The organism is Rahnella sp. JUb53, from assembly GCF_004346065.1.
In the GTDB taxonomy this organism is placed as follows: Bacteria; Pseudomonadota; Gammaproteobacteria; order Enterobacterales; family Enterobacteriaceae; genus Rahnella; species Rahnella variigena.
Window position 1 is genome coordinate 1 of record NZ_SLYT01000015.1, and the last position, 25,442, is coordinate 25,442.

General features: G+C 52.6%; 22 protein-coding genes. 16 read left to right on the forward strand and 6 right to left on the reverse strand.

Annotation, left to right across the window (positions count from 1 at the left end; translation table 11 throughout):
* Positions 1 to 164: 164 nt before the first annotated feature.
* Entirely contained in the window at positions 165 to 482 is a 318-nt protein-coding gene (locus EC840_RS23540; RefSeq protein WP_015696044.1) for a PTS lactose/cellobiose transporter subunit IIA, read from the reverse strand.
* Between the two features lie 278 nt (positions 483 to 760).
* Between EC840_RS23540 and EC840_RS23545 the strand changes: the two genes are divergently transcribed.
* The 5 genes from EC840_RS23545 to EC840_RS23565 are packed head-to-tail and all read left to right on the forward strand — an operon-like array spanning position 761 to position 5,164.
* Complete coding sequence (locus tag EC840_RS23545) at positions 761 to 2,104, forward strand: PTS transporter subunit EIIC (RefSeq protein ID WP_113877584.1); 1,344 nt, start codon at positions 761 to 763, stop codon at positions 2,102 to 2,104.
* A gap of 24 nt (positions 2,105 to 2,128) precedes the next feature.
* Positions 2,129 to 3,565 (forward strand): glycoside hydrolase family 1 protein, encoded by a 1,437-nt coding sequence (locus EC840_RS23550; RefSeq protein WP_132967254.1) that lies wholly within the window; start codon positions 2,129 to 2,131, stop codon positions 3,563 to 3,565.
* Positions 3,566 to 3,580: 15 nt separating this feature from the next.
* On the forward strand, positions 3,581 to 3,898 hold the full coding sequence (locus tag EC840_RS23555) for a PTS sugar transporter subunit IIB (protein WP_112288284.1): 318 nt from the start codon (positions 3,581 to 3,583) through the stop codon (positions 3,896 to 3,898).
* A gap of 37 nt (positions 3,899 to 3,935) precedes the next feature.
* On the forward strand, positions 3,936 to 4,709 hold the full coding sequence (locus EC840_RS23560) for an FCD domain-containing protein (RefSeq protein ID WP_095923259.1): 774 nt from the start codon (positions 3,936 to 3,938) through the stop codon (positions 4,707 to 4,709).
* A 5-nt stretch (positions 4,710 to 4,714) separates the two neighbouring features.
* A complete protein-coding gene (locus tag EC840_RS23565; RefSeq protein WP_129638915.1) occupies positions 4,715 to 5,164 on the forward strand; it encodes a GNAT family N-acetyltransferase in 450 nt (149 codons plus the stop codon).
* Here EC840_RS23565 and galR read toward each other — a convergent pair.
* Both galR and EC840_RS23575 read right to left on the reverse strand, forming a co-directional pair.
* Positions 5,161 to 6,168, reverse strand: coding sequence for an HTH-type transcriptional regulator GalR (galR, locus tag EC840_RS23570; protein WP_112288286.1), 1,008 nt, complete (start codon positions 6,166 to 6,168; stop codon positions 5,161 to 5,163). The two genes, EC840_RS23565 and galR, sit on opposite strands and share 4 nt — an antisense overlap.
* Positions 6,169 to 6,391: 223 nt before the next feature.
* Positions 6,392 to 7,312 (reverse strand): LysR family transcriptional regulator, encoded by a 921-nt coding sequence (locus EC840_RS23575; protein ID WP_113877587.1) that lies wholly within the window; start codon positions 7,310 to 7,312, stop codon positions 6,392 to 6,394.
* 119 nt (positions 7,313 to 7,431) lie between these two features.
* Here EC840_RS23575 and EC840_RS23580 point away from each other — a divergent pair, with 119 nt between their 5' ends.
* The 9 genes from EC840_RS23580 (at position 7,432) to lplT (ending at position 19,619) form a co-directional block, all read left to right on the forward strand.
* On the forward strand, positions 7,432 to 8,403 hold the full coding sequence (locus EC840_RS23580; protein WP_113877588.1) for a transporter substrate-binding domain-containing protein: 972 nt from the start codon (positions 7,432 to 7,434) through the stop codon (positions 8,401 to 8,403).
* 76 nt (positions 8,404 to 8,479) lie between these two features.
* Positions 8,480 to 9,373, forward strand: coding sequence for an L-isoleucine 3(1)-dioxygenase (gene hilA / locus EC840_RS23585; protein ID WP_112288289.1), 894 nt, complete (start codon positions 8,480 to 8,482; stop codon positions 9,371 to 9,373).
* A gap of 62 nt (positions 9,374 to 9,435) precedes the next feature.
* Entirely contained in the window at positions 9,436 to 10,167 is a 732-nt protein-coding gene (gene hilB / locus EC840_RS23590) for a 3(1)-hydroxy-L-isoleucine 4-dioxygenase HilB (RefSeq protein ID WP_132967256.1), read from the forward strand.
* Positions 10,164 to 10,895, forward strand: coding sequence for an SDR family oxidoreductase (locus tag EC840_RS23595; protein WP_132967258.1), 732 nt, complete (start codon positions 10,164 to 10,166; stop codon positions 10,893 to 10,895). The genes hilB and EC840_RS23595 overlap by 4 nt, the downstream gene beginning before the upstream one ends.
* A gap of 47 nt (positions 10,896 to 10,942) precedes the next feature.
* Positions 10,943 to 12,199: an ATP-grasp domain-containing protein gene (locus tag EC840_RS23600; RefSeq protein ID WP_132967261.1), complete on the forward strand. Its 1,257-nt coding sequence runs from the start codon at positions 10,943 to 10,945 to the stop codon at positions 12,197 to 12,199.
* A gap of 59 nt (positions 12,200 to 12,258) precedes the next feature.
* Positions 12,259 to 13,497, forward strand: a complete 1,239-nt coding sequence (locus EC840_RS23605) for an MFS transporter (protein WP_129638920.1) — start codon at positions 12,259 to 12,261, stop codon at positions 13,495 to 13,497.
* A 136-nt stretch (positions 13,498 to 13,633) separates the two neighbouring features.
* Positions 13,634 to 15,892: a molybdopterin guanine dinucleotide-containing S/N-oxide reductase gene (locus EC840_RS23610; protein WP_132967263.1), complete on the forward strand. Its 2,259-nt coding sequence runs from the start codon at positions 13,634 to 13,636 to the stop codon at positions 15,890 to 15,892.
* A gap of 356 nt (positions 15,893 to 16,248) precedes the next feature.
* Complete coding sequence (gene aas, locus EC840_RS23615) at positions 16,249 to 18,414, forward strand: bifunctional acyl-ACP--phospholipid O-acyltransferase/long-chain-fatty-acid--ACP ligase (RefSeq protein ID WP_132967264.1); 2,166 nt, start codon at positions 16,249 to 16,251, stop codon at positions 18,412 to 18,414.
* Positions 18,411 to 19,619 (forward strand): lysophospholipid transporter LplT, encoded by a 1,209-nt coding sequence (lplT, locus tag EC840_RS23620; RefSeq protein ID WP_112288295.1) that lies wholly within the window; start codon positions 18,411 to 18,413, stop codon positions 19,617 to 19,619. Before aas ends, lplT begins: the two co-directional genes overlap by 4 nt.
* Positions 19,620 to 19,695: 76 nt before the next feature.
* On the opposite strand, the gene EC840_RS23625 is transcribed toward lplT, so the two are convergent.
* The 3 genes from EC840_RS23625 to mutH all read right to left on the reverse strand — a co-directional run bounded on the left by EC840_RS23625 (position 19,696) and on the right by mutH (position 21,924).
* Entirely contained in the window at positions 19,696 to 20,736 is a 1,041-nt protein-coding gene (locus EC840_RS23625) for an NADP(H)-dependent aldo-keto reductase (RefSeq protein ID WP_112288296.1), read from the reverse strand.
* Between the two features lie 177 nt (positions 20,737 to 20,913).
* On the reverse strand, positions 20,914 to 21,132 hold the full coding sequence (locus EC840_RS23630; RefSeq protein WP_162940790.1) for a YgdI/YgdR family lipoprotein: 219 nt from the start codon (positions 21,130 to 21,132) through the stop codon (positions 20,914 to 20,916).
* Between the two features lie 105 nt (positions 21,133 to 21,237).
* The gene (mutH, locus tag EC840_RS23635; RefSeq protein ID WP_112288298.1) at positions 21,238 to 21,924 is read right to left on the reverse strand and encodes a DNA mismatch repair endonuclease MutH; all 687 of its coding nucleotides are present in this window, start codon (positions 21,922 to 21,924) and stop codon (positions 21,238 to 21,240) included.
* A 695-nt stretch (positions 21,925 to 22,619) separates the two neighbouring features.
* Here mutH and rppH point away from each other — a divergent pair.
* Together rppH and ptsP are read left to right on the forward strand one after the other, a co-directional pair.
* Complete coding sequence (gene rppH, locus EC840_RS23640) at positions 22,620 to 23,147, forward strand: RNA pyrophosphohydrolase (protein ID WP_132967266.1); 528 nt, start codon at positions 22,620 to 22,622, stop codon at positions 23,145 to 23,147.
* An 11-nt stretch (positions 23,148 to 23,158) separates the two neighbouring features.
* Positions 23,159 to 25,405 carry a phosphoenolpyruvate--protein phosphotransferase gene (gene ptsP / locus EC840_RS23645; RefSeq protein ID WP_132967268.1) on the forward strand — a complete coding sequence of 749 codons (2,247 nt, stop codon included), beginning with the start codon at positions 23,159 to 23,161 and terminating at the stop codon, positions 25,403 to 25,405.
* Positions 25,406 to 25,442: the final 37 nt, after the last annotated feature.

The window sequence follows — 25,442 nt, forward strand, 5'->3', positions numbered from 1 at the left end:
ATATGTGGCGACCTCATACCCATCTTGGTGGTCTTTCACCAAACGAATATGAGGTCGCCGCTTAATGGGGTGTCAACTTTTACTAGACCAGAACAAGCACACTTTGAATTTTGTTTTGGACCTTAATACCCCACCCCAGCCCTCCCCTTCGCAGGGGAGGGAGCTTACTTATCAAACATCTCTTTTCTCAGTAACACGATCTCTTCGGCCAGATCACGGCACAGCATGGCGGTCATCAGATGATCCTGCGAGTGCACCATAATCAGATTCACCGGGATTTTGCCCACGCCTTCATCCAGACCAATCAGTTGCGTCTGGACTTTGTGTGCGACCCGCGCCGCGTCGTCCGAGGCTTTCAGCATCGCATCAGCCTGTGCCCACTCTTTTTTACGTGCGTGCTGAATTGCCATCATTGCGTTAGATCGTGCTTCTCCGGCGTTGATCAATAACTCCATCACCGTTTGTTCCAGATCGAATTCCATCGAAAACTCCAAATTGGTATACCAGAAAAGTGTGAATCCATCATATTGGAATTCCAATATTCACATGTGAGAACGCTGTCACAGAAATTAATTCGTATTCCGCTATTTTTTGGCATGCCACATTACGGAAAGTTCGCCGGAAAGTGGCCGACAGGATAATTAACAGAACCGGATTCTGACTCAGCTTCGGACGACACCTTTAATCCTCATTCAATATAAAAAGGTGAAGACGAAACCAACACCTGTGAAGTATAGAAAAAAGAAAATGAGGTGCTGTCATGTCACTGAAAGACCGCTTTATCGATTCTCTCGGGGGATTCGCCAATACCTTTAATAGCCTCAGATATATCATGGCTATTAAGGCGTCTTTTATCACGTTAATGCCCGTTATTATTGTGGGGGCATTCTCAGTTTTAATTTCTAATATGGTGATGGATCCGAAAAACGGATTAGCCCATTTTGAAATGTTCTCCTGGCTGGCAACGCTTAAGCCGATCATGAGCAGTATTAACTACGCCACGCTGAGTTTTCTGACCATCGGTGCCGTATTTTTAATTGGTATTGAACTCGGTAAAATTAACGGCTCACGTTCGTTATTTCCCGGCCTGCTGGCGGTAATTTGTTTTATTGCCGTGACGCCGACCACCGTCGATATGATGGTCAATGGCCAGATGCAGGAAGTCAAAGATGTACTGGCCAAACAGTTCTCCGATACCAAAAGCCTGTTCCTCGGCATGTTTATTGCCATTCTGTCGGTTGAAATTTATTCCCGTCTCGAGCGGATAAACGGCCTGCGTATAAAAATGCCGGAGAGCGTGCCGCCAAACGTGTCGGCATCTTTCTCGGCGTTAATTCCCGCCATTATTACCGTGGTTATCGTCGCGACGTTTGGCTTTGTTTTCCATCGCGTCACCGGCATGTATTTGTACGACGCGGTGTATCAGGTGATTCAGCGTCCGCTGGAATCGGTGATGCAAAGCCTGCCGGGCATCCTGCTGCTGATGTTTGTCGCGCAGCTGTTCTGGGTGATCGGTATTCACGGCAACCAGATGATTAAACCGATCCGCGAACCGCTGCTGCTTGGCGCGATCATGGTCAACATGACGGCGTTTGAGCAGGGCCATGAAGTGCCGAACATTATCACCATGCCGTTCTGGGATGTGTATATGAGTATCGGCGGTTCCGGTTGCACCATCGGTTTGCTGCTGGCGGTGATGCTCGCCACACGGCGTAAAGAGATGCGCGAAATCGCCAAGCTTTCTCTCGGGCCAGGCTTCTTCAACATCAATGAACCGGTAATTTTCGGTATGCCGATCATGCTCAATCCGATTCTGGCGATCCCGTTCATTATTACGCCGCTGATCACCGGCACCATCGGTTATTTTGCGACGAGCCTTGGTTTCGCCGGACGTGCCGTCGTCATGGTGCCATGGACCACGCCGCCGATTATCAACGCCTGGCTTTCTACTGCGGGGTCGATGGGCGCGGTGGTCACGCAGATTGGCTGCATCGTGGTGGCGGTACTGATTTATCTGCCGTTTGTGAAAGTGGCTGCACGCCGTGCCGAACAGGCGCAGCTGGAAGCCCTGCAACAGAGCCAGAAACAGGCTGCTACGGCGTAAACCATTCGGAAAAAGAGGGACGTTATGAGTAAGGTTTCAATCGCCATTCCTGACGGATTTATTCTCGGTGCTGCGGCATCTGCGTGGCAGACCGAAGGCTGGAGCGGCAAAAAAGACGGGCAGGATTCGTATCTGGATCTCTGGTACAAAAACAACCGCCATGTCTGGCACAACGGCTACGGCCCGGCGAAAGCCACCGATTTCATCAACCGCTACAAAGAAGATGTGGCGCTGATGAAAGCCAGCGGACTGACGCATTACCGCACGTCGGTTAACTGGTCGCGTTTTTTCACCGACTACGAACGGGGCACCGTTGATGAAGAATACGCCGCCTACATTGACGACTATCTGGATGAGATGAAACGCAACGGCATCGAACCGATGCTGTGTCTGGAGCACTACGAGTTACCGGCGTTTCTGATTGAAAAATACGATGGCTGGAGCTCAAAAAAAGTCGTCGAACTGTTTGTGCTCTACGCGGAAAAAGTCTTTGAACGCTATGCCGGAAAAGTCAGCCGCTGGTTTACCTTCAACGAACCGGTGGTGGTGCAGACCCGCGTGTATCTGGATGCGATCCGCTGGCCGTTCGAACAAAACACCGCCAAATGGATGCAGTGGAATCATCACAAAGTGCTGGCAACCGCCAAAGTGGTCGAGCTTTTCCATCGCAAAAAATATAACGTCGCAGGCACAGTCGGGGTGATTTTAAATCCGGAAGTGACGTACGCCCGCTCATCGGCGGCGCATGACCAAAAGGCGGCGCATTTATACGATTTATTCTACAACCGCGTATTTCTGGATCCGATGATTAAAGGGGAATATCCGCAGGAATTGCTGGAGTTACTCGAAAAGCACGGCGTGCATTTCGAGTATTCTGAAGCAGAACTGGCGGTTATCCGTAATAACACCGTGGATGAAGTGGGTATTAATCTTTATTATCCGCACCGCGTAAAAGCCCCATCCCGCGAGTGGAATAAAGACACGCCGTTCCATCCGGCGTATTACTACGAACATTTCGAATTACCCGGTCGGCGGATGAATAAGTCGCGCGGGTGGGAAATCTATCCAAAAATTGTTTATGACATGGCGATGCGTATTAAAACAGAATACGGAAATATTTCGTGGTTTGTTGCTGAAAACGGTATGGGTATCGAAAATGAAGGTCAGTTCCGCGATGCAAAAAACGGGGAAATTCAGGACGACTATCGTATTGAATTTGTTGCCGAGCATCTTTACTGGACATTAAAAGCGCGGGAAGACGGTGCGAATTGTCAGGGATATATGCTCTGGGCGTTTACCGATAATGTCTCGCCAATGAACGCGTTTAAAAACCGTTACGGTCTTATTGAAATTGATCTTGATAACAACCGTGATCGCCGTCAGAAGAAATCATCTCACTGGTTTAAATCGCTCAGTGAAAGTGGTGTGTTGTCATTAACGCTCGATGACCAGGAAAAATAACCTAAGGAAAACACTATGAAACGACTCGTTTTAGCCTGTTCGGCAGGGATGTCCACGTCACTGGTGGTCACCAAAATGGAAAAAGAAGCCGCCGCGCGCGGTCTGGAATTTAAGATTTACGCCATCCCGGAAAATAACCTGCGCGATGAACTGGACGCTTATGGCCGCGATATTGTTGCCGTCCTGCTCGGACCGCAGGTGCGTTTTAAGCTGGCGGAGAATAAAAAGCTGACTGATGAGCACGGTATCCCGATTGCAGTAATCGACATGGTGGCTTACGGCACGTTAAACGGTGCAAAAGTGCTGGATCAGGCGCTATCTCTGATACAGTAACATCCGGTCTTTATTGTTTTTGCATCAGGGTGATTGTGTGGAAAAAGGTGTGGTTTCGCAGGACAGAAAGCAGTATCAGGAAATCGGGCACGACCTGCGTGAGCAAATCAAGCAAGGGCATTTCGCCGTAGGATCCCGCCTGCCGCCCGAACGCAATATGGCGGAAACCTACGGTGTCAGCCGGACGATCGTGCGCGAAGCCTTACTGATGCTGGAACTGGAAGGCACGGTGGATATCCGTCAGGGTTCCGGCGTGTACGTGATCCGCATTCCTTCTCAGGAAGAAGGCGAAGACGAACTGATGTATCAGGGGCAGATTGGCCCCTTTGAAATCCTGCAGGCGCGGCAGTTGCTCGAAAGCAATATTGCCGCGTTTGCCGCCAAAATGGCCACCAAAGCGGATATCGAAAACCTGCGCCGCACGCTGGAGCAGGAACAAATCGCCATCGTCGCCAATGATGAAAGCGGCGACAACGACCGGTTGTTTCATCTGCTGATTGCCGGTGCGACGCAAAACCAGATGCTGCTCGATTCGGTGAAAAATATCTGGATGCACCGCGATTCCAGCCCGCTGTGGAAACAGTTACACAGCCATATCGCTACCCGCGGTTACCGCCTGAAATGGCTGGCTGATCATCAGAATATTTTGGCCGCACTGCGCCGCCGCGACGTGATGGGCTCGTATCAGGCGATGTGGCAGCACATGGAAAACGTCAAAAATACGCTGATGGAACTGTCGGATGTCGATGCACCGGAGTTTGACGGTTATCTGTTTGAGTCAGTGCCGATTTTCCAGGGCAAGCTGGTCTGAGCGCGGTGAAAATCATTAATCTCACGGAAAGCCCGGAATTTGCCGATACGGTAACAGACTGGCTGTGGCAGGCGTTTGGCAGCGAAAACAGCCGGGCGTTTTTTGCCAGCGTGGTGAAAAGCTGTCTGACCGGCGCAGATTTGCCGCAAACCTTTATTGCGCTCGACGGAGAGACATTAGCGGGAACGGTGGGATTGTGGCGCTGCGATTTGATCAGCCGTCAGGATCTGACGCCGTGGCTGGCCGCGTTATACGTGGATGAAGCGTATCGTTCGTGCGGGCTGGGGCAGCAGTTACAGGAATTTGTGCTGGAGCAGAGCCGCCGCAGCGGCTTTCATGAGTTGTATCTCTACGCCGAATTTACCGGCTATTACGAACGTTTTGGCTGGAAATATATCGGCGACGCGCTGGATTATCCGGACAAACCGGTGCGCGTCTATCACCAGTCGCTTTAGGTATTCGACGGGCTGCTTACCGAGTGACGGCGCACCAGCGTCGGGCTGAACATATGGGTCGTTTCCGGCAGCGGCTGGCCGTTTGCCAGGGCTAATGCCAGTTGCGCAGCCTGATTCGCCATCGCCACCACCGGATAACGAACCGTGGTCAGGCGCGGGCGCAGGTAGCGCGAAATCAGCACATCATCAAAGCCAATCAGCGAAATCTCACCTGGCACATCAATGCTGTTATCGCTTAATACCGATAATGCACCGGCGGCCATCGGGTCGTTATAGCAGGTCACCGCCGTGAATCCTTTGCCCAGTCCGAGTAAATCCGCCATGGCTTTTTCGCCGCCAATTTCATCCGGTTCCGCGTAAGCAATCAGCTTGTCATCGACCGGAATATTGTGTTCCGTCAGCGCGTCGATATACCCCTGCAAACGGTCGCTGGCATCGGAAATACCGTGGTTGGAACATAAAATCGCGATGCGCTGATGTCCGGCCTGGATCAGATGGCGGGTCGCCAGCCAGGAGCCGTAACGGTCATCGAGGGCGATACAGCGTTGTTCGAAGCCCGGCAACGTGCGGTTAATCAGCACCATGCCGGGGATTTGCTGCATCAGGCTGGTCAGTTCATCTTCCGGCAGCATTTTGGCGTGAACCACTAACGCCGCACAGCGGTGGCGGATCAGCTGCTCAATGGCCTGACGCTCTTTTTCCACGTTATGGTAACCGTTACCAATCAGCAGAAAATTGCCGGTGGCATAGGCGACCTGTTCGACGGCTTTGACCATCGCACCGAAAAACGGATCGGAAACATCGGCCACGATCAGCCCCAGCGTTTCGGTCGCCTGCTGAGCCAGGGCGCGGGCGTTGGCATTCGGGTGATATTGCAGATGTTGCATGGCGTTCTGTACGGCTTCCCGCGAGCTGTCGCTGGCTTTCGGGGAATGATTTATTACGCGTGAAACGGTCGCAACCGATACGCCTGCCAGTTTTGCTACATCCTTAATCGTCGCCATAACACTTCCGTTTTCCGTGAGGGTAATCGTTTACACTGACCAGTTTTGCGGAAAAGACCGCTGGCTGCAAGGATGCTGATCGCAACTTTGGGATGTAAGCGGAATGTAACGGGAAAAATACCGGAAGGTTTTGGCCTCCTCTGCGAAGGAGGAGGCGGGGCAGGGACAGAGATTTCGCAGGGAAAGGATTTCCAGCGTACACGTCAGTCCCGTTTCATTCTGGCTAAACTCTACCTTCCTCCTTAATCCACTGCATAAAATCATCGATAAATACTCTGGTTTTAAGCGGCAGCAGTTTATTGGGCAGGGTGATTGCGTAGGTGTTGCGCGGCAGGGGGTTCTCCACTCGCCATTCAGGCAACACGCGATGCAATTTACCATTCGCGATATATTTGTTGGCGATGAAAGTGGGGATCAGCGCAATGCCGACACCTTGCAGGATGGCATCAATCATGGCGTCGCTGTTATTGATCATCAGCCGTGGAACCAGCGTCACAGTCTCCATTATATCATTGTGCCAAAAACGCCAGGCACCGCGAAATTGCCGTTCATCGGGGAAAAAAATGTTGTGTTTGGTGAGCGCAGCCGGGAAATCGGGCAGCACTTCGTCGTAATCCGCAGCACAAACCAGTACGTAATCGATAGGCATCAGGGCACGGGCAACCATATTTTCCGGCGGACTTTCGGTGACGCGAAGTGCCAGATCGTAGGCGTCCTGCGTCAAATTAGTGACGCGATCGGTCAGCGACAGTTCGACGTTTATTTCTGGATAGCGGCGTAAAAAGGCGGGCAGAAATGGGGTGAGCAGGATCTTACCCAGTGTATTTGGCGCGGTGATACGCAAAACACCCTGAGGGGTATCGCTGAAGCTATCCGCCCGGGAGAAAAGTGTCTGCGTGGCGGACAGTACCGTCAGCGCCTGCTGATAAATTTCCAGTCCGATCTCGGTGATGGCAACAGAGCGGGTCGAGCGGGTAAATAACACCACATTGAGGCGTTTCTCCAGCCGGTCAATCATCCGGCTCACCGATGAGGGAGCCAGCGAAGCTTCCCGTCCTGCTGAAGAAAAACTACCTTTTTCAACCACCTGAATAAAAACGGACAAACTGGGAAGGAGTTCGGCTAACTCATTTGTGCTTTTCACGCATAGCTCTTTTGTTTCTGGAATATCTATCCAAATTATCATCAAGCCGTATGATGTTCAACAGAGGCAATCTCTGGTGAGAACCAGTCACAATAGTCAATTTAATTAATAGGTTAGCTATGTTGAACCAAACGGTTATTGAACGGATACGCCAGCACGATGTGCTGAATGTTGGCGTTAGTCTGGGTTTTAAAGGATTGTCGTTTCGCAATGCATTACACAATTGCTGGGAAGGGTTCGACATTGATTTAGCCCGGGCGGTCGCGGTGGCGGTGTTAGGTGATGTCGGAAAAATTCATTATATGCCGTTGCAGTCCGGCGATCGGTTTCGGGCGTTGCGTGACGGAGTGATTGACCTGGGGTCATTTAATTCCAGCATCACCTTCCAGCGTGAATCTGAGTCAGAAGTCAGTTTTGTTCATCCGATGCTGTTTGATGGTGAAGTGCTGATGACGCCGGCGAGTAATTTGCTCGAACCCGTTGAACAGGCAAAGTATACCCGCGAGCGCCGGATAGCAGCCATGCGGGGATCAACCACCGAAGAAAACCTGAAGCGTTATTTTGGAAATTTAAATCTCTCTTGCGAGATCCGACTGTTTGATTCGCCGACGCAGGCTCGTCAGGCTTATCAGCTGGGCGAATGCAATATTTACTGTCTCGATTCCTATCTGCTGGCCGGCGAACGTGCTCAGCTGAAAGATAAAGAAGCGCACATTATCTTGCAGGATCGCATCTCGCTGGAAGCCATGTCACCGGCAGTGTCCTCTCATGATACGCAGTGGCTGAAAGCGGTGACCTGGATCATGCGTACGCTGATAGAAGCGGAAAACTTACAGATCACCAGCAAAAACATTCTGGAAATGAGTCAGGAGGCGACGGGATACCTGCGTACTTTCCTTTATCCGTCAGAACAGCATTGTAAAAATCTGGGGCTGCGTCCGGATTTTATCCGCGCGATCATTCATCAGGTCGGAAATTACGGTGAAATATTCCAGCGTAATTTAGGTAAATACTCAGAGCTTAATCAGGAACGTCGGGATAATAATTTATGGTCTCAGGGTGGGATGCTGTATTCGCCTTTATTTATCTGACATATTACTTACCCAGATTAATTAATAACAAAATTTTTGTGCGATTATCATTTTAATATTCTTTGGCAGGAACTTCATGAGTGAATTATTGGCTGAAAAACAGCAAGAGATGGTATTGTCCGGTTCAGTAAAAAAGGGCTTCAGTTATTTAGAAACTGAGCCTGATAATGTCGATTTTAGTGTTATCAAGAATATTATTCTGCACGGTCATCATCAGGGTAATGTTCTGTATATTATCCGTAATTTTGCGAATAAAGAAATCTGCCAGGATGTAGCAGAAAAGTTTAATCAGATGGTGGATCGCAACGGTGGCGGAAACCGCGCCGATGACGGTTTTGTTCTGACCAATCAGATTGGCGCCACACAGTTTTCCCGTAACGGCGAGCAATATATGGCGGAAGTTAACCGGGTCAACGGCAGTGTTGCAGAACTGATGTCCGTCGCAGACAGCTATGCCACCGAGTCCCTGTTCCTCAACCGCACGCTGGAAGATTTATTCCTGGATGAAGGCATCCATTTTGGCCCGGCGCGTTATAAAAATTCTTACGCCTGTTTTGCCACGTTCCGTCGCTGGCTGGATAACGGTGTTATGTCGCTGATGCCTCATGAAGACCGCGCCCAGCTTAAGTTTGCACAACAGGATGATTTTGAAATTGCCGATGCAATGACGGTTACCGCGTTTAATGTGTGTCTGGAAGCGGCGCAGGGCGGAGGCGAATTGAAGATGTGGAACCTCGATCCGGATGAGCCTTGCCGCGCCCGCTTTGGCGTGACGGACACCGGTTATCCGTATCCCCCGCACCTGTTACAGGGAGTGGAATCGCTGTCAGTGCGACTGAATGCCGGGGATATTTATTTCATGAACGCCTGTCATCTGCACGGTGTCAGCAGCGTCAGTCAGGGAAGTCGTCTTACGGCCGGGCGCTTTATTGGCAGACTCAATAACAGCAAAGTGGTGTATTGGACATAACAGGAGTGAATTAATCCTGGTGATACTTTCCCTCTTTGTCCTGAATTAATAACGAGTCTTATATGGAATATGTTAATCATCTTGCCGCCGGAGGGTATGCATTTATTCCCGGTGGCTATTATCAGACATTGTCTGATGTGAATTACGATAATAAAGATATTTTTCTTTCTGAACTTGAACAGTTGAAACTGGCGTATGAACAACTGACGCTGGATCCTTATTCTGCAGGAAATCGCTGGCGCGGTTATGCGCAATGCCGGCGTAATGAGCAGGGTGAACTCAGTTTTGGCCATTTTGCGGAATATAAGCAAACCAAAAAATACAATCCGGATACCGGAGGTATTGTTCGCCATTATCCTTTGCTGCCCGAAAACATTACTGCTAACCGCCTGATGCAGGCAATTTTGCAGGACGACATCGCTTTTGTTGAAGCCTATGAGCGTATCGGGCCGCTGGAAGAGCTGTCCGTCGGTATTCATTTATTCCGCTATGAGGCGCAGTGCGATGCGCCGGCGTACAGCTCGCCCGTCTGGCTGCATAAAGATGATGAGGATGTGGTGTTTGTTCACCTGATCCATGCCTCCGACAACATGCTGGGTGGCGACAATCTGATTGCCCCGAACCCTAAAAATATTGAGCGGGTACTGCGTCTGGAGGCGTTATTCGACACGCTGGTGGTCAATCACGACAAATACCATGCGGTGACCCCCATTGGCTGCCGCCAGCCGGGAGAGACGGCACTGCGTGACATCATTCTGGTGACGTTCCAGCGCACGATGAAGGAAGCAGCATGAGACTGAAAAATAAAGCATTTATCACGGGCGCCTCCAGTGGTATCGGTCAGTCGATGGTGGCGGCCTATCTGGCTGCGGGCTATGCGGTAGAGGGCATCGACTGTTCCCCGTCCGTTTTCGCCAATGAACCTGAATACGTTCACCACCAGCTGGATATCACCGATTCAGTGCGTCTGAATGGCGTATTTGAAGCAGCAGAATACGCCAGCGATAACAATGTCTTAATAAACTGCGCCGGTACGCGTGAAATCTGCCGCATCGATGAATTATCACTGTCGCTGTGGGAACGTGTTTTTGCCGTCAACGTGACCGCCAGTTTTGTTGCCGGACGTGCATTCTGTCAGCAACTGGTTCGCCATAACCTGCCGGGCAATGCCGTCAATATCGCCTCGGTCTCCGGTCTGATGGGCGAGCCGGATCGCACCGCTTATGTTTCATCAAAGCACGCCGTGATCGGCCTGACAAAACAGCTGGCGCTGGAATACGGCAAGCATCAAATCCGGGTGAATGCCATTGCGCCCGGTGTAATCCGCACACCGCTGACCGAACCTTACTACGACAACCCGGCACAGATGGAGAAGATCCAGCGCGGTCAGTTCCTGCCTGTGCTCGGCGAAACGCAGGATGTGGCAAAAGCGGCCATGTATCTCACCTCTTCCGATGCGCGATTTGTGACCGGTTCCACGCTGGTTATAGATGGCGGCTGGACGATTGGTAAAGACCTTTAATCCGATGGCCGGCATAACGGCCACTACTGACTTGCAGGAGTTTTATTATGAACAACACCTATATTTTGATCCTTGGCGGTGAGTTTGCTTTACGTGAGCGTGTGCTGGCCGGGGCTTTACGTGCCTCAGGCGGAATGCGGGTACTGACGATGGCAAAAAATCGCACCACGCCGACCATCAAATTTTTCGACGGCTTTATTCCGGGGGATGTGGCCGATGCAGAGGCTGTACTGAGTGCTGTACAGGCTCATCAACAGGAAACCGGTGAAACCCCTGCGGCGGTTATCCCGATGAACGATTTCACCGTGCGCGCCGCCAGCCTTCTGACTGAGCATTACCAGCTTCACGGAAATGATTGCCAGACGATCACCAACTGCCGTGACAAATTTGTGATGAAGCAAATCCTGCAAGCCGCTGGCCTGCCGGTGCCTCGCTTCGCGGCGTTCCGTACGCTCAACGAACTGAAAAACCTGATCGCAGAGTTCGGTCTGCCGGTGGTGATCAAACCGCGTGAACTGGCGGGTAGCCTGGGCGTGTTGAAAATCACTCACGAACAGGAAATCGAAGAAGTGTTTGCCCGTTGCGTTACCGATGTGATTTCACTCAATGGTGAATCCTTTGCGCCAGAAGACTTGTTCCAGGTCGAGGAATATATTCCGGCGTGGCAGGAAGTCAGCGTTGAGGTGATCAATCAGGGCGACTATCACCGGGCCATGGCAGTTACCGACAAATACCTGGGTGAAGAGCCGAATTTTGTTGAAGTCGGCCACAGCATGCCGTCGCTGCACAGTGACAATCAGCAACTGCGTGACATTGCTGAACGGGCCTGTCATGCACTGGGGATCCGTTACGGGGTGGCGCACTTTGAAGCCCGTATTACGCCTGCCGGTGAAATCAAAATCATCGAAGTGGGCGCACGCACCGGCGGCGACACCATTATGGATTTGGTGGAAAGAACCTACGGTATCAACCCGTATGAACTGCACGTACTCAGCCATCTGAACAAACTTAAACCGCTGCCGGATACGCTCGAACCTCGCGGCCTGAGCGCCGTTGCTTTTATTAAAGCCGACGTGGGTGTGATTGAGAAAATCACCTTGCCCGCCAGCCTGCCGGATCATGTGGTGAATATGCAGGTGACCGCTAAGCCGCTGGATCTGTCGAAAAAGCTGGTGTCGTGGAAAACCCGTGAAGGTTCCGTGGAGTATTTCTGGCCACAGCGTGCCGCAGAACAGGGTTTTGATGAGCATTTAACCATTGCCGATCAATACGCCCGCTCGCTGTTTACCCTCCGTCAGATCTGATATCACCCGAGCCACCTCATTTGTGGTGGCTCCCGAACTTCTTTAAGGAAAGCAATGATATGAACAGTGATCGTTTTGGATTAAAACGTTTCGTCTTTTCCCGCTTTGCCGGGTCACTGTGCGATCAGTTTCTGCTGTTTGCCGTGCCGCTGGCGATTTTAAAAGCCACCGGTTCTCTCACCTTTTCGTCGCTGGCATTCGTGATTGAATGGCTGCCGCGCATTCTGTTTTTCCCGCTTTCAGGTTTTCTGGCTGACCGTATCAAGCCCCGTTTTATCTTCTTTAACGTGGAAGCCGGACGCTGCGTGTTAATGGTGATCGCTTTCCTGACACTGACCTTTCATCCCGGCGCCACATTCCCGGTGCTGGCGGTCATGATGGCGCTGCTGTCGGTAGCCTATGTCCTGAACTTTGTCGCCACTGAGGCACTGTTACCGCGCCATATCCCGGCAGAGACTCTGCCGAAAGCGCATTCAATGTTGCAGGGTGTCGACCAGACCACGCAGGTTCTTGGCCCGGCGCTGGCCGTGGCAATTTCTGTTTATGGTGGCGTAGGGGCGATTTTAGCCTGTGCCGCCGTGCTGTTTGCTGTCTCTGCCATCAACTATCTGTTCCTCGAAACGCATGACCTGGAAGTGGCAGAGAAGATGAGTCTGCGTTCCATTGTGCAATCCAATATTACGGCGATTCAGGTACTTAAGCAGAATAAAATCCTGCTGCATCTGTGTGCGCTGACCTGGGTCGTCAATCTGGTCTACGGTGCGGCGCTGGTGGTGAGTGCGGCGGTGATCCTTAAAGAGTTTCATCTGCCTGAGAGTTACTTTGGTGTATTACAGACCTCGGCGGCGCTGGTCACCATCATTACGTTTTTCTTTGTGCCGCGCATTGCCAAACGCTTTGGGCTTTCCACGCTGGGAACCCTGTCATTTTGCGGCATGATATTGTCAGGTGCCCTGATGTCGCTTTCGCTCGATTATGCGATGTATCTGGCAGGTTACGCATTACTGATGGCGTTTGACGGTGCATTCAGCGTCTACCTGCGCACCTTACGCAGCCAGATTATTCCGCAGAAACATCTGGGAAAAACCATGGGGCTGATTGGCCTGATGAATATGTGTTCGGTCCCGGTTAGCGGTCTTGCGGTGACAGCGCTGGCAGGCAGCTTTATGCCGTTGCAAATCATCGCCATCATTCTGGTTTTTGCGCTGATATTAGGATTGATGTTGATCGTCATTGGCCGTCGTGCTTTTGGCTATAACAGCTGGTTACCGCCGGTCATCGCTCAGCCACAGGCCTGAATGAGCATGTCTTAGTAAATGAGGATGAAGGGGGAACAGGTCACCTTTTCTGTTTATCCACATTTGTGCTTTGAGTTATCAGCGCAGTGAATGGTATTTTTAAAGTCATTTATCTGCGCTGAGAAAAACAGAAATAATGTCTATTAAACGCTATCCGCAACTGGCCCACTGGGGCGCGTACACCGCCGTGGTGGAAGATGGCCGGTTAATCCGCTGCGAACCTTATAAAGCGGATGCCGATCCTTCCCCTCTGCTCGATTCCATTGCGCCGCTGGTCTATTCCGACAAACGTATCCGTAAACCTGCCGTGCGCCGGTCGTGGCTGAAAAACCATGAGAACAGCGATCGCTCGCTACGCGGACGTGAAGATTTTGTCGAAGTGGACTGGGATCTGGCGCTGGATCTGGTGGCGGAAGAGAACAAACGCGTGCGTGACCGTTACGGCGCTTCCGGCATTTTTAATGGTTCTTACGGCTGGTCATCGGCCGGTCGCCTGCATCATGCCCGTTCTCTGGTGCGTCGTTTTTATTTCACCGGCGGCGGTGGTGTGGATCAGCAGGGCAACTACAGCTGGGGTTCGGCGCAGTTCTTTCTGCCTTATGTTATCGGCACGTTTACCCCGCTGACCGGACGTGTGACGTCATGGCCGAGCGTGGTCGAACATGCTGACATTCTGGTGGCGTTCGGTGGTCTGGCGCTGAAAAACGCGCAGGTCGCTTCCGGCGGTGCAGTGGAACATACCCTGAAACCGGCGCTGGAGCAGCTGGCGAAGAAAGGCACGCGTGTCATAAATATCAGCCCGATGCGTGACGACTGCCCGGAGTTTGTGAATGCGGAGTGGATCCCGATCCGCCCGAACACGGACGCGGCGCTGATGATGGCGGTAGCGTATGAGATTCAGCGCCAGGAAGCGCAGGACGACGCGTTTCTTGGCACCCATTGCGTCGGTTATCCGCAACTTGCCGCCTATCTGCGCGGCGAAACCGACGGCATCCCCAAAACGCCTGACTGGGCGGCCCATATTACCGGCGTTCCGGCAGAACGTATTGCGCGTCTGGCAGACGATCTGATCGGCGTGCGCAGCTTTATTACCTGTTCTTATTCGGTGCAGCGCGCCCATCGCGGCGAGCAGCCTTACTGGATGATGATCGCCATTTCCGCCATGCTCGGGCAGGTCGGTTTGCCGGGCGGCGGCTTCTCGTTTGGTCATGGCTCGATGAACAGCGTCGGCAATCCGCGTTATGACACGCCGGGCCCGGCGGTCAGCGCCGGACCGAATCCGTCAGGACTGTCGATTCCGGTGGCGCGCATCAGCGACATGCTGCTCAATCCCGGTCAGCCGTATGGATTCCAGGGCGAGACGCTGACTTATCCGGATATTCACCTGGTCCACTGGGCGGGCGGCAATCCGTTCCATCATCATCAGCAGCTTAACCGGCTGGTGGAGGGCTGGCAGAAGCCGGACACCGTGATTGTGCAGGATAACGTCTGGACGCCAGCGGCGCAGATGGCGGATATCGTGCTGCCCGCGACGACCTCGCTGGAACGTAACGATATCGGCGGTTCATCGCGTGACCGCTTCGTGCTTGCGATGCATCAGGCGATAGCGCCTCAGCATCAGGCGCGTAACGATTTTGATATTTTCGCGGATATTGCGGATCGTCTCGGTTATCGCGAGCAGTTCACGCAAGGGCGCAATGAAGATCAGTGGCTGCGCCATATTTACCGTCAGTGCGGTGAAGCGCAGAAAGGCACCGGCGTGGAATGGCCGGACTTCGAAACGTTCTGGGAGCGCGGTTTTGTTGAACTGCCGATGCCGGAAAAAGATTACGTGTTCTTCGAGGAATTCCGCAAAAGCCCGCGCGCTAATCCGCTCGGCACGCACAGCGGCAAAATCGAATTGTTCTCTGAAACCATCGCCGGTTACGGCTATAAAGATTTCGCGCCGCATCCCGAATGGCAGCCGCCGGTCGAATGGCTGGGTGCTGAAAGCGCCAAAGAATGGCCTTTGCACCTGATTTCCATTCAGCCGAAAGATCGCCTGCACAGTCAGCTCGATCAATCGCCACTGGCGCAGTCGAACAAAACCGCCGGGAAGGAAACGCTGTTTATGCATCCGGAAGATGCGGGCAGCCGTCAGCTGAAAAATGGCGACCGGGTTAAAGTGCATAATGCGCGCGGCAGTTGTCTGGCGGGTGTTTCGCTTAACGACGGGATCACGCGTGGCGTAGTACTGATGTCCACCGGCGCCTGGTTTGATCCGGGCTTTGGTGGCAAATGGCAGGAAACCGAGCAGGCGGGCAACCCGAATGTGCTGACGCTGGATATCGGCACATCGCGTCTGACGCAGGGGCCAAATGCCATGAGTTGTCTGGTTGAAGTTGAAATTATTTAAAGTAGTTTTCGATGGTTAGCCCGATTTAAGAGAAATCGGACTCATTTTCACCACTCGTTACACTTTGCGGAATTATGTTTCGATTGCCTGCTGGCTGTGGTTCGTACAAAACAGCTAAATTGAACGTCCCAGAGGTATTGATTGGTGAATCATCAACGTGCTCTGCATGTTGATACCGATTAAATTTGCACCAACCTACGCGGATGCGTAGGTTTTTTTTTGCTTCAATTCCGGCACGTCGCTAAGCAACCTCCTAAACTCTCTCTGACTGGCGTCTTTTACAACGGCTTATAGTATGCTGTTTCCCCAACCTTTTTCTTTCAAGATCAGGGATGACACATAAGGAGATGGCAAACATGTATAACTTTCTTTTCGCCGCATTCAGGTGGCTTTTCCGTCTGATGTTCCGGGTCACTGTGACCCCGGTGAAAAACGACTTTAATTACCCGCGATTAATTCTCACGCCGAACCATGTCTCGTTTATTGACGGCATGCTTCTGGTGCTTTTCCTGCCGATCAAACCGGTATTTGCAGTGTATTCCAACATCACGGACAGTTGGTTTATGCGCTGGCTGAAACCGTATGTGGACTTCATGCCGCTGGATCCGACCAAACCGATGGCGATCAAGCATCTGATCCGCGAAGTGGAAAAAGGACGTCCGGTGATTGTCTTCCCGGAAGGCCGTATCACGGTGACCGGTTCACTGATGAAGATTTACGACGGCGCGGCCTTTGTGGCGGCGAAGTCACAGGCGACGGTGATCCCGGTGCGTATCGACGGGCCGGAATACACACCTTTTGGCCGTTTGTTCGGCAGCTTTAAAATCCGCTGGTTCCCGAAAGTCACTATCAATCTTTTGCCGCCGACCACCATCCCGATGCCGGATGCGCCACGTTCCCGCGACCGCCGTGTGCTGGCCGGTGAGCAACTGCATAAAATCATGATGCAGGCGCGCATGGATACCCGCGAGCCGGAAACGCTGTATCAGGCGTTGTTATCCGCGCAAACCCGTTATGGCCGCCGCAAACCTTGCATCGCCGATATCGCGTTCAAAGAAGATTCCTATCAGGGCCTGCTGAAAAAATGCCTCGGTGTGAGCCGTATCCTGCAACGTTTCACCCGTGAAGGTGAACAAGTCGGCATGCTGTTGCCGAACGCCACCATCATGGCGGCGGCGCTGTTTGGCGCATCGATGCGCAACCGTATTCCGGCGCTGCTCAACTACACCGCCGGGGCGAAAGGGCTGCAAAGCGCGATGAAAGCTGCGCAGATCAAAACCATCATTACCTCCCGCCAGTTCCTTGAGAAAGGCAAACTGACGCATCTGCCGGAGAATGTCCCTGAGGCGAACTGGGTCTATCTGGAAGATCTGAAAGACACGGTGACCACGCAGGATAAGCTGTGGATCCTGTTCCATCTGATTTTCCCGCGTCGTGCGATGCTGCCGCAAAAGCCTGATGATGCGGCGCTGGTACTGTTTACTTCCGGTTCGGAAGGCAATCCGAAAGGTGTGGTGCATTCCCATGCCAGCCTGCTGGCGAACGTTGAGCAAATCCGGACTGTTGCAGACTTTACGCCGCGTGACCGCTTTATGTCGTCGCTGCCGCTGTTCCACGCTTTTGGCCTGACCGTCGGATTACTGACGCCGCTGATCACCGGCGCACGCGTATTTTTATACCCAAGCCCGCTGCATTATCGCATCGTGCCGGAACTGGTGTATGACCAGAACTGTACCGTGCTGTTTGGGACTTCCACCTTCCTGGGCAATTACGCCCGCTTTGCCCATCCGTATGATTTTGCCCGTTTGCGTTATGTGGTGGCTGGCGCTGAGAAACTGGCTGAAAGCACCAAGGAAATCTGGCAGAACAAATTCGGTATCCGCATTCTCGAAGGCTACGGCGTGACCGAATGTGCGCCGGTGGTGGCCATCAACGTACCGATGGCGACCAAAGTGAATACCGTCGGCAAAATTCTGCCGGGGATGGAATCGCGCCTGATTACCGTGCCGGGGATTGAAGAGGGCGGTCGTCTGCAACTGCGTGGCCCGAACATCATGAAAGGCTATCTGCGCGTGGAAAATCCGGGCGTGCTGGAAACTCCGCAGGCTGAGAATGCCGCAGGTGAAATGCAGGCTGGCTGGTATGACACCGGGGATATCGTCACGCTGGATGAAAAAGGTTTCTGCGCCATCCGTGGTCGCGTGAAGCGTTTTGCCAAACTGGCGGGAGAAATGGTGTCGCTGGAAAGCGTCGAGCAACTGGCGATCAAGGCTTCACCGGATAAACAGCATGCGGCGACGTCGCGCAGTGACGCCAGCAAAGGCGAGGCATTGGTGTTGTTTACCACTGATACTGAATTGCGTCGTGATGCGCTGAGCAAAGCTGCCCGTGAACTCGGGCTGCCGGAACTGGCGGTACCGCGTGATATTCGTGTCGTTAAAGCGTTACCGTTGCTCGGCAGCGGTAAACCCGATTTTGTCACCCTGCGCCAGATGGCAGAAAACCCGGAGACTGAGGCATGATCCAGCCAGTCAAGGCGGCATCGCCGCTGATGTCAAAAAGTATGAGTGCGGTGATTGTGGCGCAGTTCCTGTCCGCTTTCGGTGACAACGCACTGTTATTTGCCGCGCTGGCGCTGATCAAACAGCAGCTTTATCCCGACTGGAGCCAGCCCGTTTTACAAATGGCGTTTGTCGCGACGTACATTATCCTCGCACCGTTTGTCGGGCAGTTCGCGGACAGCTTCTCGAAGGGCCGCGTGATGATGGTGGCTAACCTGCTGAAACTGGCGGGCGCAGCGGTGATTTGCGCCGGTATGAATCCGTTCCTCGGCTATACGCTGGTTGGTATTGGCGCTGCGGCGTATTCACCGGCGAAATACGGCATTCTCGGTGAAATCGCCAGCGGTGAGCAGTTAGTGAAAGCCAACGGTCTGATGGAAGCGTCCACCATTGCCGCGATCCTGCTGGGTTCTGTTGCCGGTGGCGCACTGGCTGACTGGAGCATTCTGGCGGCGCTCGGGATCTGCGTGCTGGCGTACGGCGCGGCAGTGGCGGCAAACTGGTTTATTCCAAAGCTGGATCCGGCGCGTCCGGGGCAGTCGTGGAATCCGGCAAAAATGAGCCGGACGTTTTTCTCTGCCTGTAAAACCTTGTGGCAGGATGGCGAAACGCGCTTCTCGCTGGTCGGCACCAGCTTGTTCTGGGGTGCGGGCGTGACGCTGCGTTTCCTGCTGGTTCTTTGGGTGCCGGTGGCGCTGGGTATCACCGATAACAAAACGCCGACGCTGCTGAACGCGATGGTGGCGATCGGGATTGTGTTTGGTGCGGGAGCCGCGGCGAAATTAATCCGCCTGGACACTGTGAAGCGTTGTCTGCCCGCCGGTGTCGCCATTGGTATCGCTGTCGTGGTATTTGCGCTGCAAACCAGCATGCTGAGTTCTTACATCGTTCTGGTTGTTGTGGGGATTTTGGGCGGTTTCTTCGTGGTGCCGCTGAACGCCCTGTTGCAGCATCGCGGTAAAATTTCTGTCGGTGCCGGTAATGCGATTGCCGTACAGAATCTGGGTGAAAACACCGCTATGCTTTTGATGCTGGGTCTCTATTCGCTGGTGGTCATGGCGGGTGCGCCGGTCGTGGCGATTGGTATCGGATTTGGTGTGGTATTCGCGCTGGCGATTGCCGGGCTGTGGATCTGGAAAAACATGCAGAAACGCCGTCTGGCGTAATGTGGTTTTAGCACAAAAGGAAAGGGCGCTGAGCGCCCTTTTTTGTTGCCTGCGATCCGCATTAACTATGCAGGAATTACGGTGCAGGAATAGTGAAGCGTTTGTGGATATTTTCCAGGTCAGCGAGGATTTCTTCGTCAAGTGTCAGGTTCTGACTGTCGATGTTGATCTTCAGCTGTTCCATGGTCGTCGCGCCGAGCAGCGTGCTGGCCACGAACGGCTGCTGACGCACAAAGGCCAGCGCCATTTGTGAAGGATCCAGATTGCGTTTCTTCGCCAGAGCCACATATTCGGCAATCGCCGCTTCTGCCTGCGGTGAAGAATAACGGGTGAAGCGGCTGAACAGCGTATTACGCGCACCCGCCGGTTTCGCACCGTTCAGGTATTTGCCGCTTAAGGTGCCGAACGCCAGGCTGGAATACGCCAGCAGTTCAACGCCTTCGTGCTGGCTGATTTCTGACAAACCGATTTCAAAGCTGCGGTTCAGCAGGCTGTACGGGTTTTGAATCGACACGATGCGTGGCAGATCGTGTTTCTCCGCCAGTTGCAGATAACGCATCACGCCCCACGGGGTTTCGTTAGAAACGCCGATGTAGCGGATTTTACCGGCACGTACCTGTTCATTCAGTGCTTCCAGCGTTTCCAGCAAGGTCACCGGAGACTGTTCTTCGGTGTACTGATAACTCAGTTTGCCAAAGAAGTTGGTCTGACGCTGCGGCCAGTGCAGCTGATACAAATCCAGATAATCTGTATTCAGACGCTTGAGGCTGGCATCCAGCGCGGCGCGGATATTTTTGCGATCCAGCATCTGAGCCGGGCGGATAGCGTTGTCACTACCACGGGAAGGTCCCGAGACTTTGCTCGCCAGAACAATCTTCTCACGGTTGCCGCGGGCTTTGAGCCAGCTGCCAATATAACTTTCTGTCAGTCCCTGCGTCTCTGGACGCGGAGGAACGGGATACATTTCGGCGGTATCAATCAAATTGATGCCTGCTGAAACGGCGTAATCGAGCTGCTGATGGGCGTCGGCTTCGCTGTTTTGTTCACCAAAAGTCATGGTGCCAAGTCCCAGTAAGCTCACTTCTAAAGAACTGTGGGGTATACGGTGATATTGCATTGCCGGTCTTCCTTTATATCTGAGAATGTCAGGCTAATGAAAAAGCGCCTCAACTGACTATATACAAGGGAATCATCAGGGGGAAGTGGCAGAGAGTGCCGGTCATCTGAGCAGGGCGGGGAATGAGCAAAAGAGCCGGTAAAAACCGGCTCTTATCGGACAGGACTGATACTTAACTTAACGCTTCATGACCTGACTGACGTTATCATTGTTGATCTGGCGTTCATTGCCTTGTTCATCGGTGTAGCTCAGCAGACCAGTGGATTTATCCAGCTTTGGTTTGCCATCGGTCAGGATCATGCTGCCGTCTTTGGTCGAGATGACGTAATCGCTGGCGCAACCTGCCAGGGTAAAAACCAGCATTGCGGCACCGGCCATCATCAATGTTTTTTTCATCATTATTATCATTCCTTTTATGTACGACAAGAGAGTCAGATTCTAGCGTAGCAAAACGTTTTAAAAGTGGCAGAAAAGGTGATTAAAATTTTCTAAATGCGGCGATCAAAGCAAAAAATGCCGGGCGAGCAATGCCGAGGTAAAACGCTTCTTAAGATAGAAACCGCGAGGCAACGTCAGGATCGGTTGCCCGAATTCGCCGATGGCTTCGGTCAGCGCCTTACTGTTCGCGGCCTTTGGCCTGATTTGTAAAAACTCGCCATGACGGGCAGTGATGCTTTCTACTTTGCCCAGCACAATCAAATCCATCAGTTCTTCCCAGTCCTGACGCAGTTGTTCATCTTCTTCAGGAGAAGGCTGCCACAGCAACGGCGCACCAATATGACGGTCTGACAGCGGGATCTGACGTTCGCCTTCAACCGGTATCCACAGCACCCGCGCCAGTTTGTGGCGCACATGGCTGCTTTCCCACGTCACACCGCTGTTGCCGGTTAAAGGTGCGACACACACAAAGGTAGTTTCCAGCGGCTTGCCACGGGAATCCACCGGAATGGTTTTCAGCTCAATGCCAATGTCAGCAAAATCCTGCTCAGGTTTACTGCCGGCTATCGCACCAAGATAAACTTCCAGCAACATGCCGACCCAGCCTTTCTCCCGTTTAAGGTTTTCCGGAATAGGGAGTCCCGCATGCGCCGCCAGTTCGCCCAGCGTGTGACCCGCCAGCGACTGCGCGCGTTGCAGCAGTTCCTGTTCGTGACGGGGCGGTGAGGTCGCGGGTAAAGGAATAGACATAAAAAACAACGCTCAATTAAATGATTAATTTTTGTACTGCTTTGTGCAGGCACAATGAATAAAAAGTTATCCCTGTGGAGTAATGAAATAATAGCATGATTTACCTTAGGTTTTTTTCCGCTTTCTGGTCTCTTTTATTCACATTTGATTAGGTTGATCACCTGTTGAAGGCGACAATAAACAGGATCTTCCACCTACTTATCCACAGATTTCTTGGATAACCCTGTCTTTTACCGATCACTGGTTCGATTTACAGGCTTGACGGAAGGGGTTTTATGCAATTTTTGCCCTGATGACGTCAACTTTTAAACGATCGCTGTGGATAAAAACGACATTGGTGGATCTTTCACCAGGTCACTGTGCAGTGTGAGATAACTCTCATTTTTGACCGTGGGATAACTTCAGTTATTGTCAGTAATGTTATGTTTTATAGTGATTTTATGGAAATCCATTTTGCTGGCAAAAATAAGTTCAGCAGAGTTTTACCCCGCTTACTCTTAAGTTCTTCACATATCTATCCACAGAAAAAGTGAATAAAATCGCGGGTGATTTCCAAAATCTGTTTATAACTTCGAGGTTAACGGAGAGTTATCCCATTTTTATTCATGCTCATCGGCATTAACCAGTGGTTTACCGCCTGTTGGTAGTATGAAACAATCAGAACATCTATGATTTTAAGCTATTGAGGTAGTCCGGTGATCGATGATGATGGCTACCGCCCGAATGTTGGTATCGTAATCTGTGACAAGCAGGGTCAGGTATTGTGGGCCAGACGATACGGTCAGCACTCCTGGCAGTTTCCGCAGGGGGGCATAAACCCCGGTGAAACCGCTGAGCAGGCCATGTACCGCGAGCTGTTTGAGGAAGTGGGGCTTGGCCGTAAAGATGTACGTATTCTGGCTTCAACCCGTAACTGGTTACGTTATAAATTACCAAAACGTTTGGTGCGTTGGGACACAAAGCCGGTTTGTATCGGCCAAAAGCAAAAATGGTTCTTGCTGCAACTGATGTGTAACGATGCTGATATCAATATGCAGCGCAGCAGTACGCCTGAATTTGATGGCTGGCGTTGGGTGAGTTTCTGGTATCCGGTTCGTCAGGTGGTTTCTTTTAAACGCGATGTTTACCGTCGGGTGATGAAAGAGTTTTCCACCACGATTATGCTGATGCAGGAAGTCTCCCTTCCCAGGACATCACCCGCTTATCGTCGTAAAAGAGGCTAAGTCACGAAGAGATGCTCACGCGTTTGCGAGAAATTGTTGAAAAGGTAGCAATGTCATCCAGCCTCAATGATGCGCTGGATGTACTGGTCAATGAAACCTGCCTGGCGATGGACACAGAAGTGTGTTCCGTCTATCTCGCTGACAATGACCGCCGTTGTTATTACCTGATGGCGACGCGAGGTTTGAAAAAACCTCGCGGGCGGACTATTACTCTGGCGTTTGATCAGGGGATTGTCGGTCTGGTAGGGCGTCTTGCCGAGCCTATTAACCTTGCTGATGCGCAGAGCCATCCCAGCTTCAAATATATTCCTGCCGTAAAAGAAGATCTGTTCCGATCCTTTTTAGGCGTACCGATCATTCACCGTCGTCAGTTGCTTGGCGTGCTGGTTATCCAGCAACGCGAACACCGCCAGTTCGATGAAAGTGAAGAGTCATTTTTGGTCACGCTGGCGACGCAGCTGGCCGCGATCCTTTCTCAGGCACAGCTTAATGTGCTTTACGGACGCTTTCGTCAGACCCGTGTCCGCGCGCTTGCGGCATCGCCGGGTGTGGCTATCGGTATCGGCTGGCAGGACAGCTCGCAGCCTTCGCTCGAGCATGTTTATATGGCGTCCACGCTTGATACGGTGCGTGAACGCGAACGTCTGACCCGCGCACTGGAAGATGCTGGTGCTGAATTCCGTCGTTTCAGTAAGCGTTTTACTGCCAGTGCGCAGAAAGAAAGCGCCGCGATTTTCGATCTCTATTCCCACCTGCTTAACGATGCACGCCTCAAGCGCGAGTTGTTCGCTCAGATTGATCAGGGCGCGGTGGCGGAGTGGGCGGTCAAAAAGGTGGTTGAGGAGTTTGCCGCTCAGTTTGCCAGTTTGCAGGATACTTACCTGCGTGAGCGCGGCAGCGATTTACGTGCGCTGGGTCAGCGACTGGTTTTCCATCTCGATGACACGATCCAGGGCAATACCCAGTGGCCTGAGCGTTTTATTCTGGTTGCCGATGAGCTGACGGCTACTTTGCTGGCCGAAGTGCCGCAAGACCGGCTGGCCGGTGTCGTGGTTCGCGACGGCGCCGCCAACTCCCATGCGGCGATTCTGGTGCGCGCAATGGGCGTGCCGACCATTATGGGCGCTGATATTCAGCCTGCACTGCTGAGCCAGCGACAACTGATTGTTGATGGCTATCGTGGCGAGTTACTAATTGACCCCGAACCCGTGCTGGTCACGGAATATAAGCGTCTGATCAGCGAAGAAATGGAGCTGAGTCAGAAAGCTGAAGACGACGTTGAGCAACCCGCCGCGCTGAAAAGTGGCGAACGGGTGAAAGTGATGCTCAATGCCGGTCTGAGTGCCGATCACGAAAAACTGTTCGGCAGCCGCGTTGACGGTGTCGGGCTGTATCGCACGGAAATACCGTTCATGCTGCAAAGCGGCTTCCCTTCTGAAGAAGAACAGGTCGCGCAGTATCAGGGCATGTTGCAGCTGTTTCCGCAAAAACCGGTCACCCTGCGCACGCTGGATATCGGTTCTGATAAACAACTACCGTATATGCCGATCAGCGAGGAGAACCCTTGTCTGGGCTGGCGTGGTATCCGTATTACTCTCGATCAGCCTGAAATTTTCCTCATTCAGGTACGCGCGATGCTGCGTGCTAATGCGGCGACCGGTAATCTCGGCATTCTTCTGCCCATGGTGACCAGTCTTGAAGAGATTGACGAGGCGCGTCGTTTAATCGATCGTGCCGGACGTGAAGTAGAGGAACAACTCGGTTACGAGCTTCCGCGGACACGTCTTGGCGTGATGATCGAAGTCCCTTCCATGGTCTTTATGCTGCCAGCGCTGGTCGGAAGGGTCGAGTTTATCTCCGTCGGTACCAACGATTTAACGCAGTATCTGCTGGCGGTGGATCGCAACAACACCCGCGTGGCCGGGCTCTATGATAGCCTGCATCCGGCGATGCTGCGCGTGCTCAGGCAGATTATCACCAGTGCAGAAGTCGCCGGACTGGACGTCAGTTTGTGTGGCGAAATGGCGGGTGATCCGATGGGCGCATTGCTGCTTACCGGCATGGGGTTCCGTAATCTCAGCATGAACGGACGCAGCGTCGCCCGTGTAAAATACCTGCTGCGACGCATTGATTTAGCCGATGCAGAAGAGCTGGCCGGACGGGTGTTACAGGCGCATTTCACCACGGACGTGCGTCAAATGACCGCCGCATTTATGGAAAGACGCGGACTGGGCGGCCTTATCCGCGGCGGTAAATAAGCGCCGGACGCCAGGTTTTGCGCTGCAGTATTCTCAT

Bases quoted from the DNA above. Each gene is read 5' to 3' on its own strand.
- EC840_RS23540 (WP_015696044.1), bottom strand. From the start codon at position 482: ATGGAATTCGATCTGGAACAAACGGTGATGGAGTTATTGATCAACGCC.
- EC840_RS23545 (WP_113877584.1), top strand. From the start codon at position 761: ATGTCACTGAAAGACCGCTTTATCGATTCTCTCGGGGGATTCGCCAAT.
- EC840_RS23550 (WP_132967254.1), top strand. From the start codon at position 2,129: ATGAGTAAGGTTTCAATCGCCATTCCTGACGGATTTATTCTCGGTGCT.
- EC840_RS23555 (WP_112288284.1), top strand. From the start codon at position 3,581: ATGAAACGACTCGTTTTAGCCTGTTCGGCAGGGATGTCCACGTCACTG.
- galR (WP_112288286.1), bottom strand. From the start codon at position 6,168: ATGGCGACGATTAAGGATGTAGCAAAACTGGCAGGCGTATCGGTTGCG.
- EC840_RS23580 (WP_113877588.1), top strand. From the start codon at position 7,432: ATGTTGAACCAAACGGTTATTGAACGGATACGCCAGCACGATGTGCTG.
- hilA (WP_112288289.1), top strand. From the start codon at position 8,480: ATGAGTGAATTATTGGCTGAAAAACAGCAAGAGATGGTATTGTCCGGT.
- hilB (WP_132967256.1), top strand. From the start codon at position 9,436: ATGGAATATGTTAATCATCTTGCCGCCGGAGGGTATGCATTTATTCCC.
- EC840_RS23595 (WP_132967258.1), top strand. From the start codon at position 10,164: ATGAGACTGAAAAATAAAGCATTTATCACGGGCGCCTCCAGTGGTATC.
- EC840_RS23600 (WP_132967261.1), top strand. From the start codon at position 10,943: ATGAACAACACCTATATTTTGATCCTTGGCGGTGAGTTTGCTTTACGT.
- EC840_RS23605 (WP_129638920.1), top strand. From the start codon at position 12,259: ATGAACAGTGATCGTTTTGGATTAAAACGTTTCGTCTTTTCCCGCTTT.
- EC840_RS23610 (WP_132967263.1), top strand. From the start codon at position 13,634: ATGTCTATTAAACGCTATCCGCAACTGGCCCACTGGGGCGCGTACACC.
- aas (WP_132967264.1), top strand. From the start codon at position 16,249: ATGTATAACTTTCTTTTCGCCGCATTCAGGTGGCTTTTCCGTCTGATG.
- lplT (WP_112288295.1), top strand. From the start codon at position 18,411: ATGATCCAGCCAGTCAAGGCGGCATCGCCGCTGATGTCAAAAAGTATG.
- EC840_RS23625 (WP_112288296.1), bottom strand. From the start codon at position 20,736: ATGCAATATCACCGTATACCCCACAGTTCTTTAGAAGTGAGCTTACTG.
- EC840_RS23630 (WP_162940790.1), bottom strand. From the start codon at position 21,132: ATGAAAAAAACATTGATGATGGCCGGTGCCGCAATGCTGGTTTTTACC.
- mutH (WP_112288298.1), bottom strand. From the start codon at position 21,924: ATGTCTATTCCTTTACCCGCGACCTCACCGCCCCGTCACGAACAGGAA.
- ptsP (WP_132967268.1), top strand. From the start codon at position 23,159: ATGCTCACGCGTTTGCGAGAAATTGTTGAAAAGGTAGCAATGTCATCC.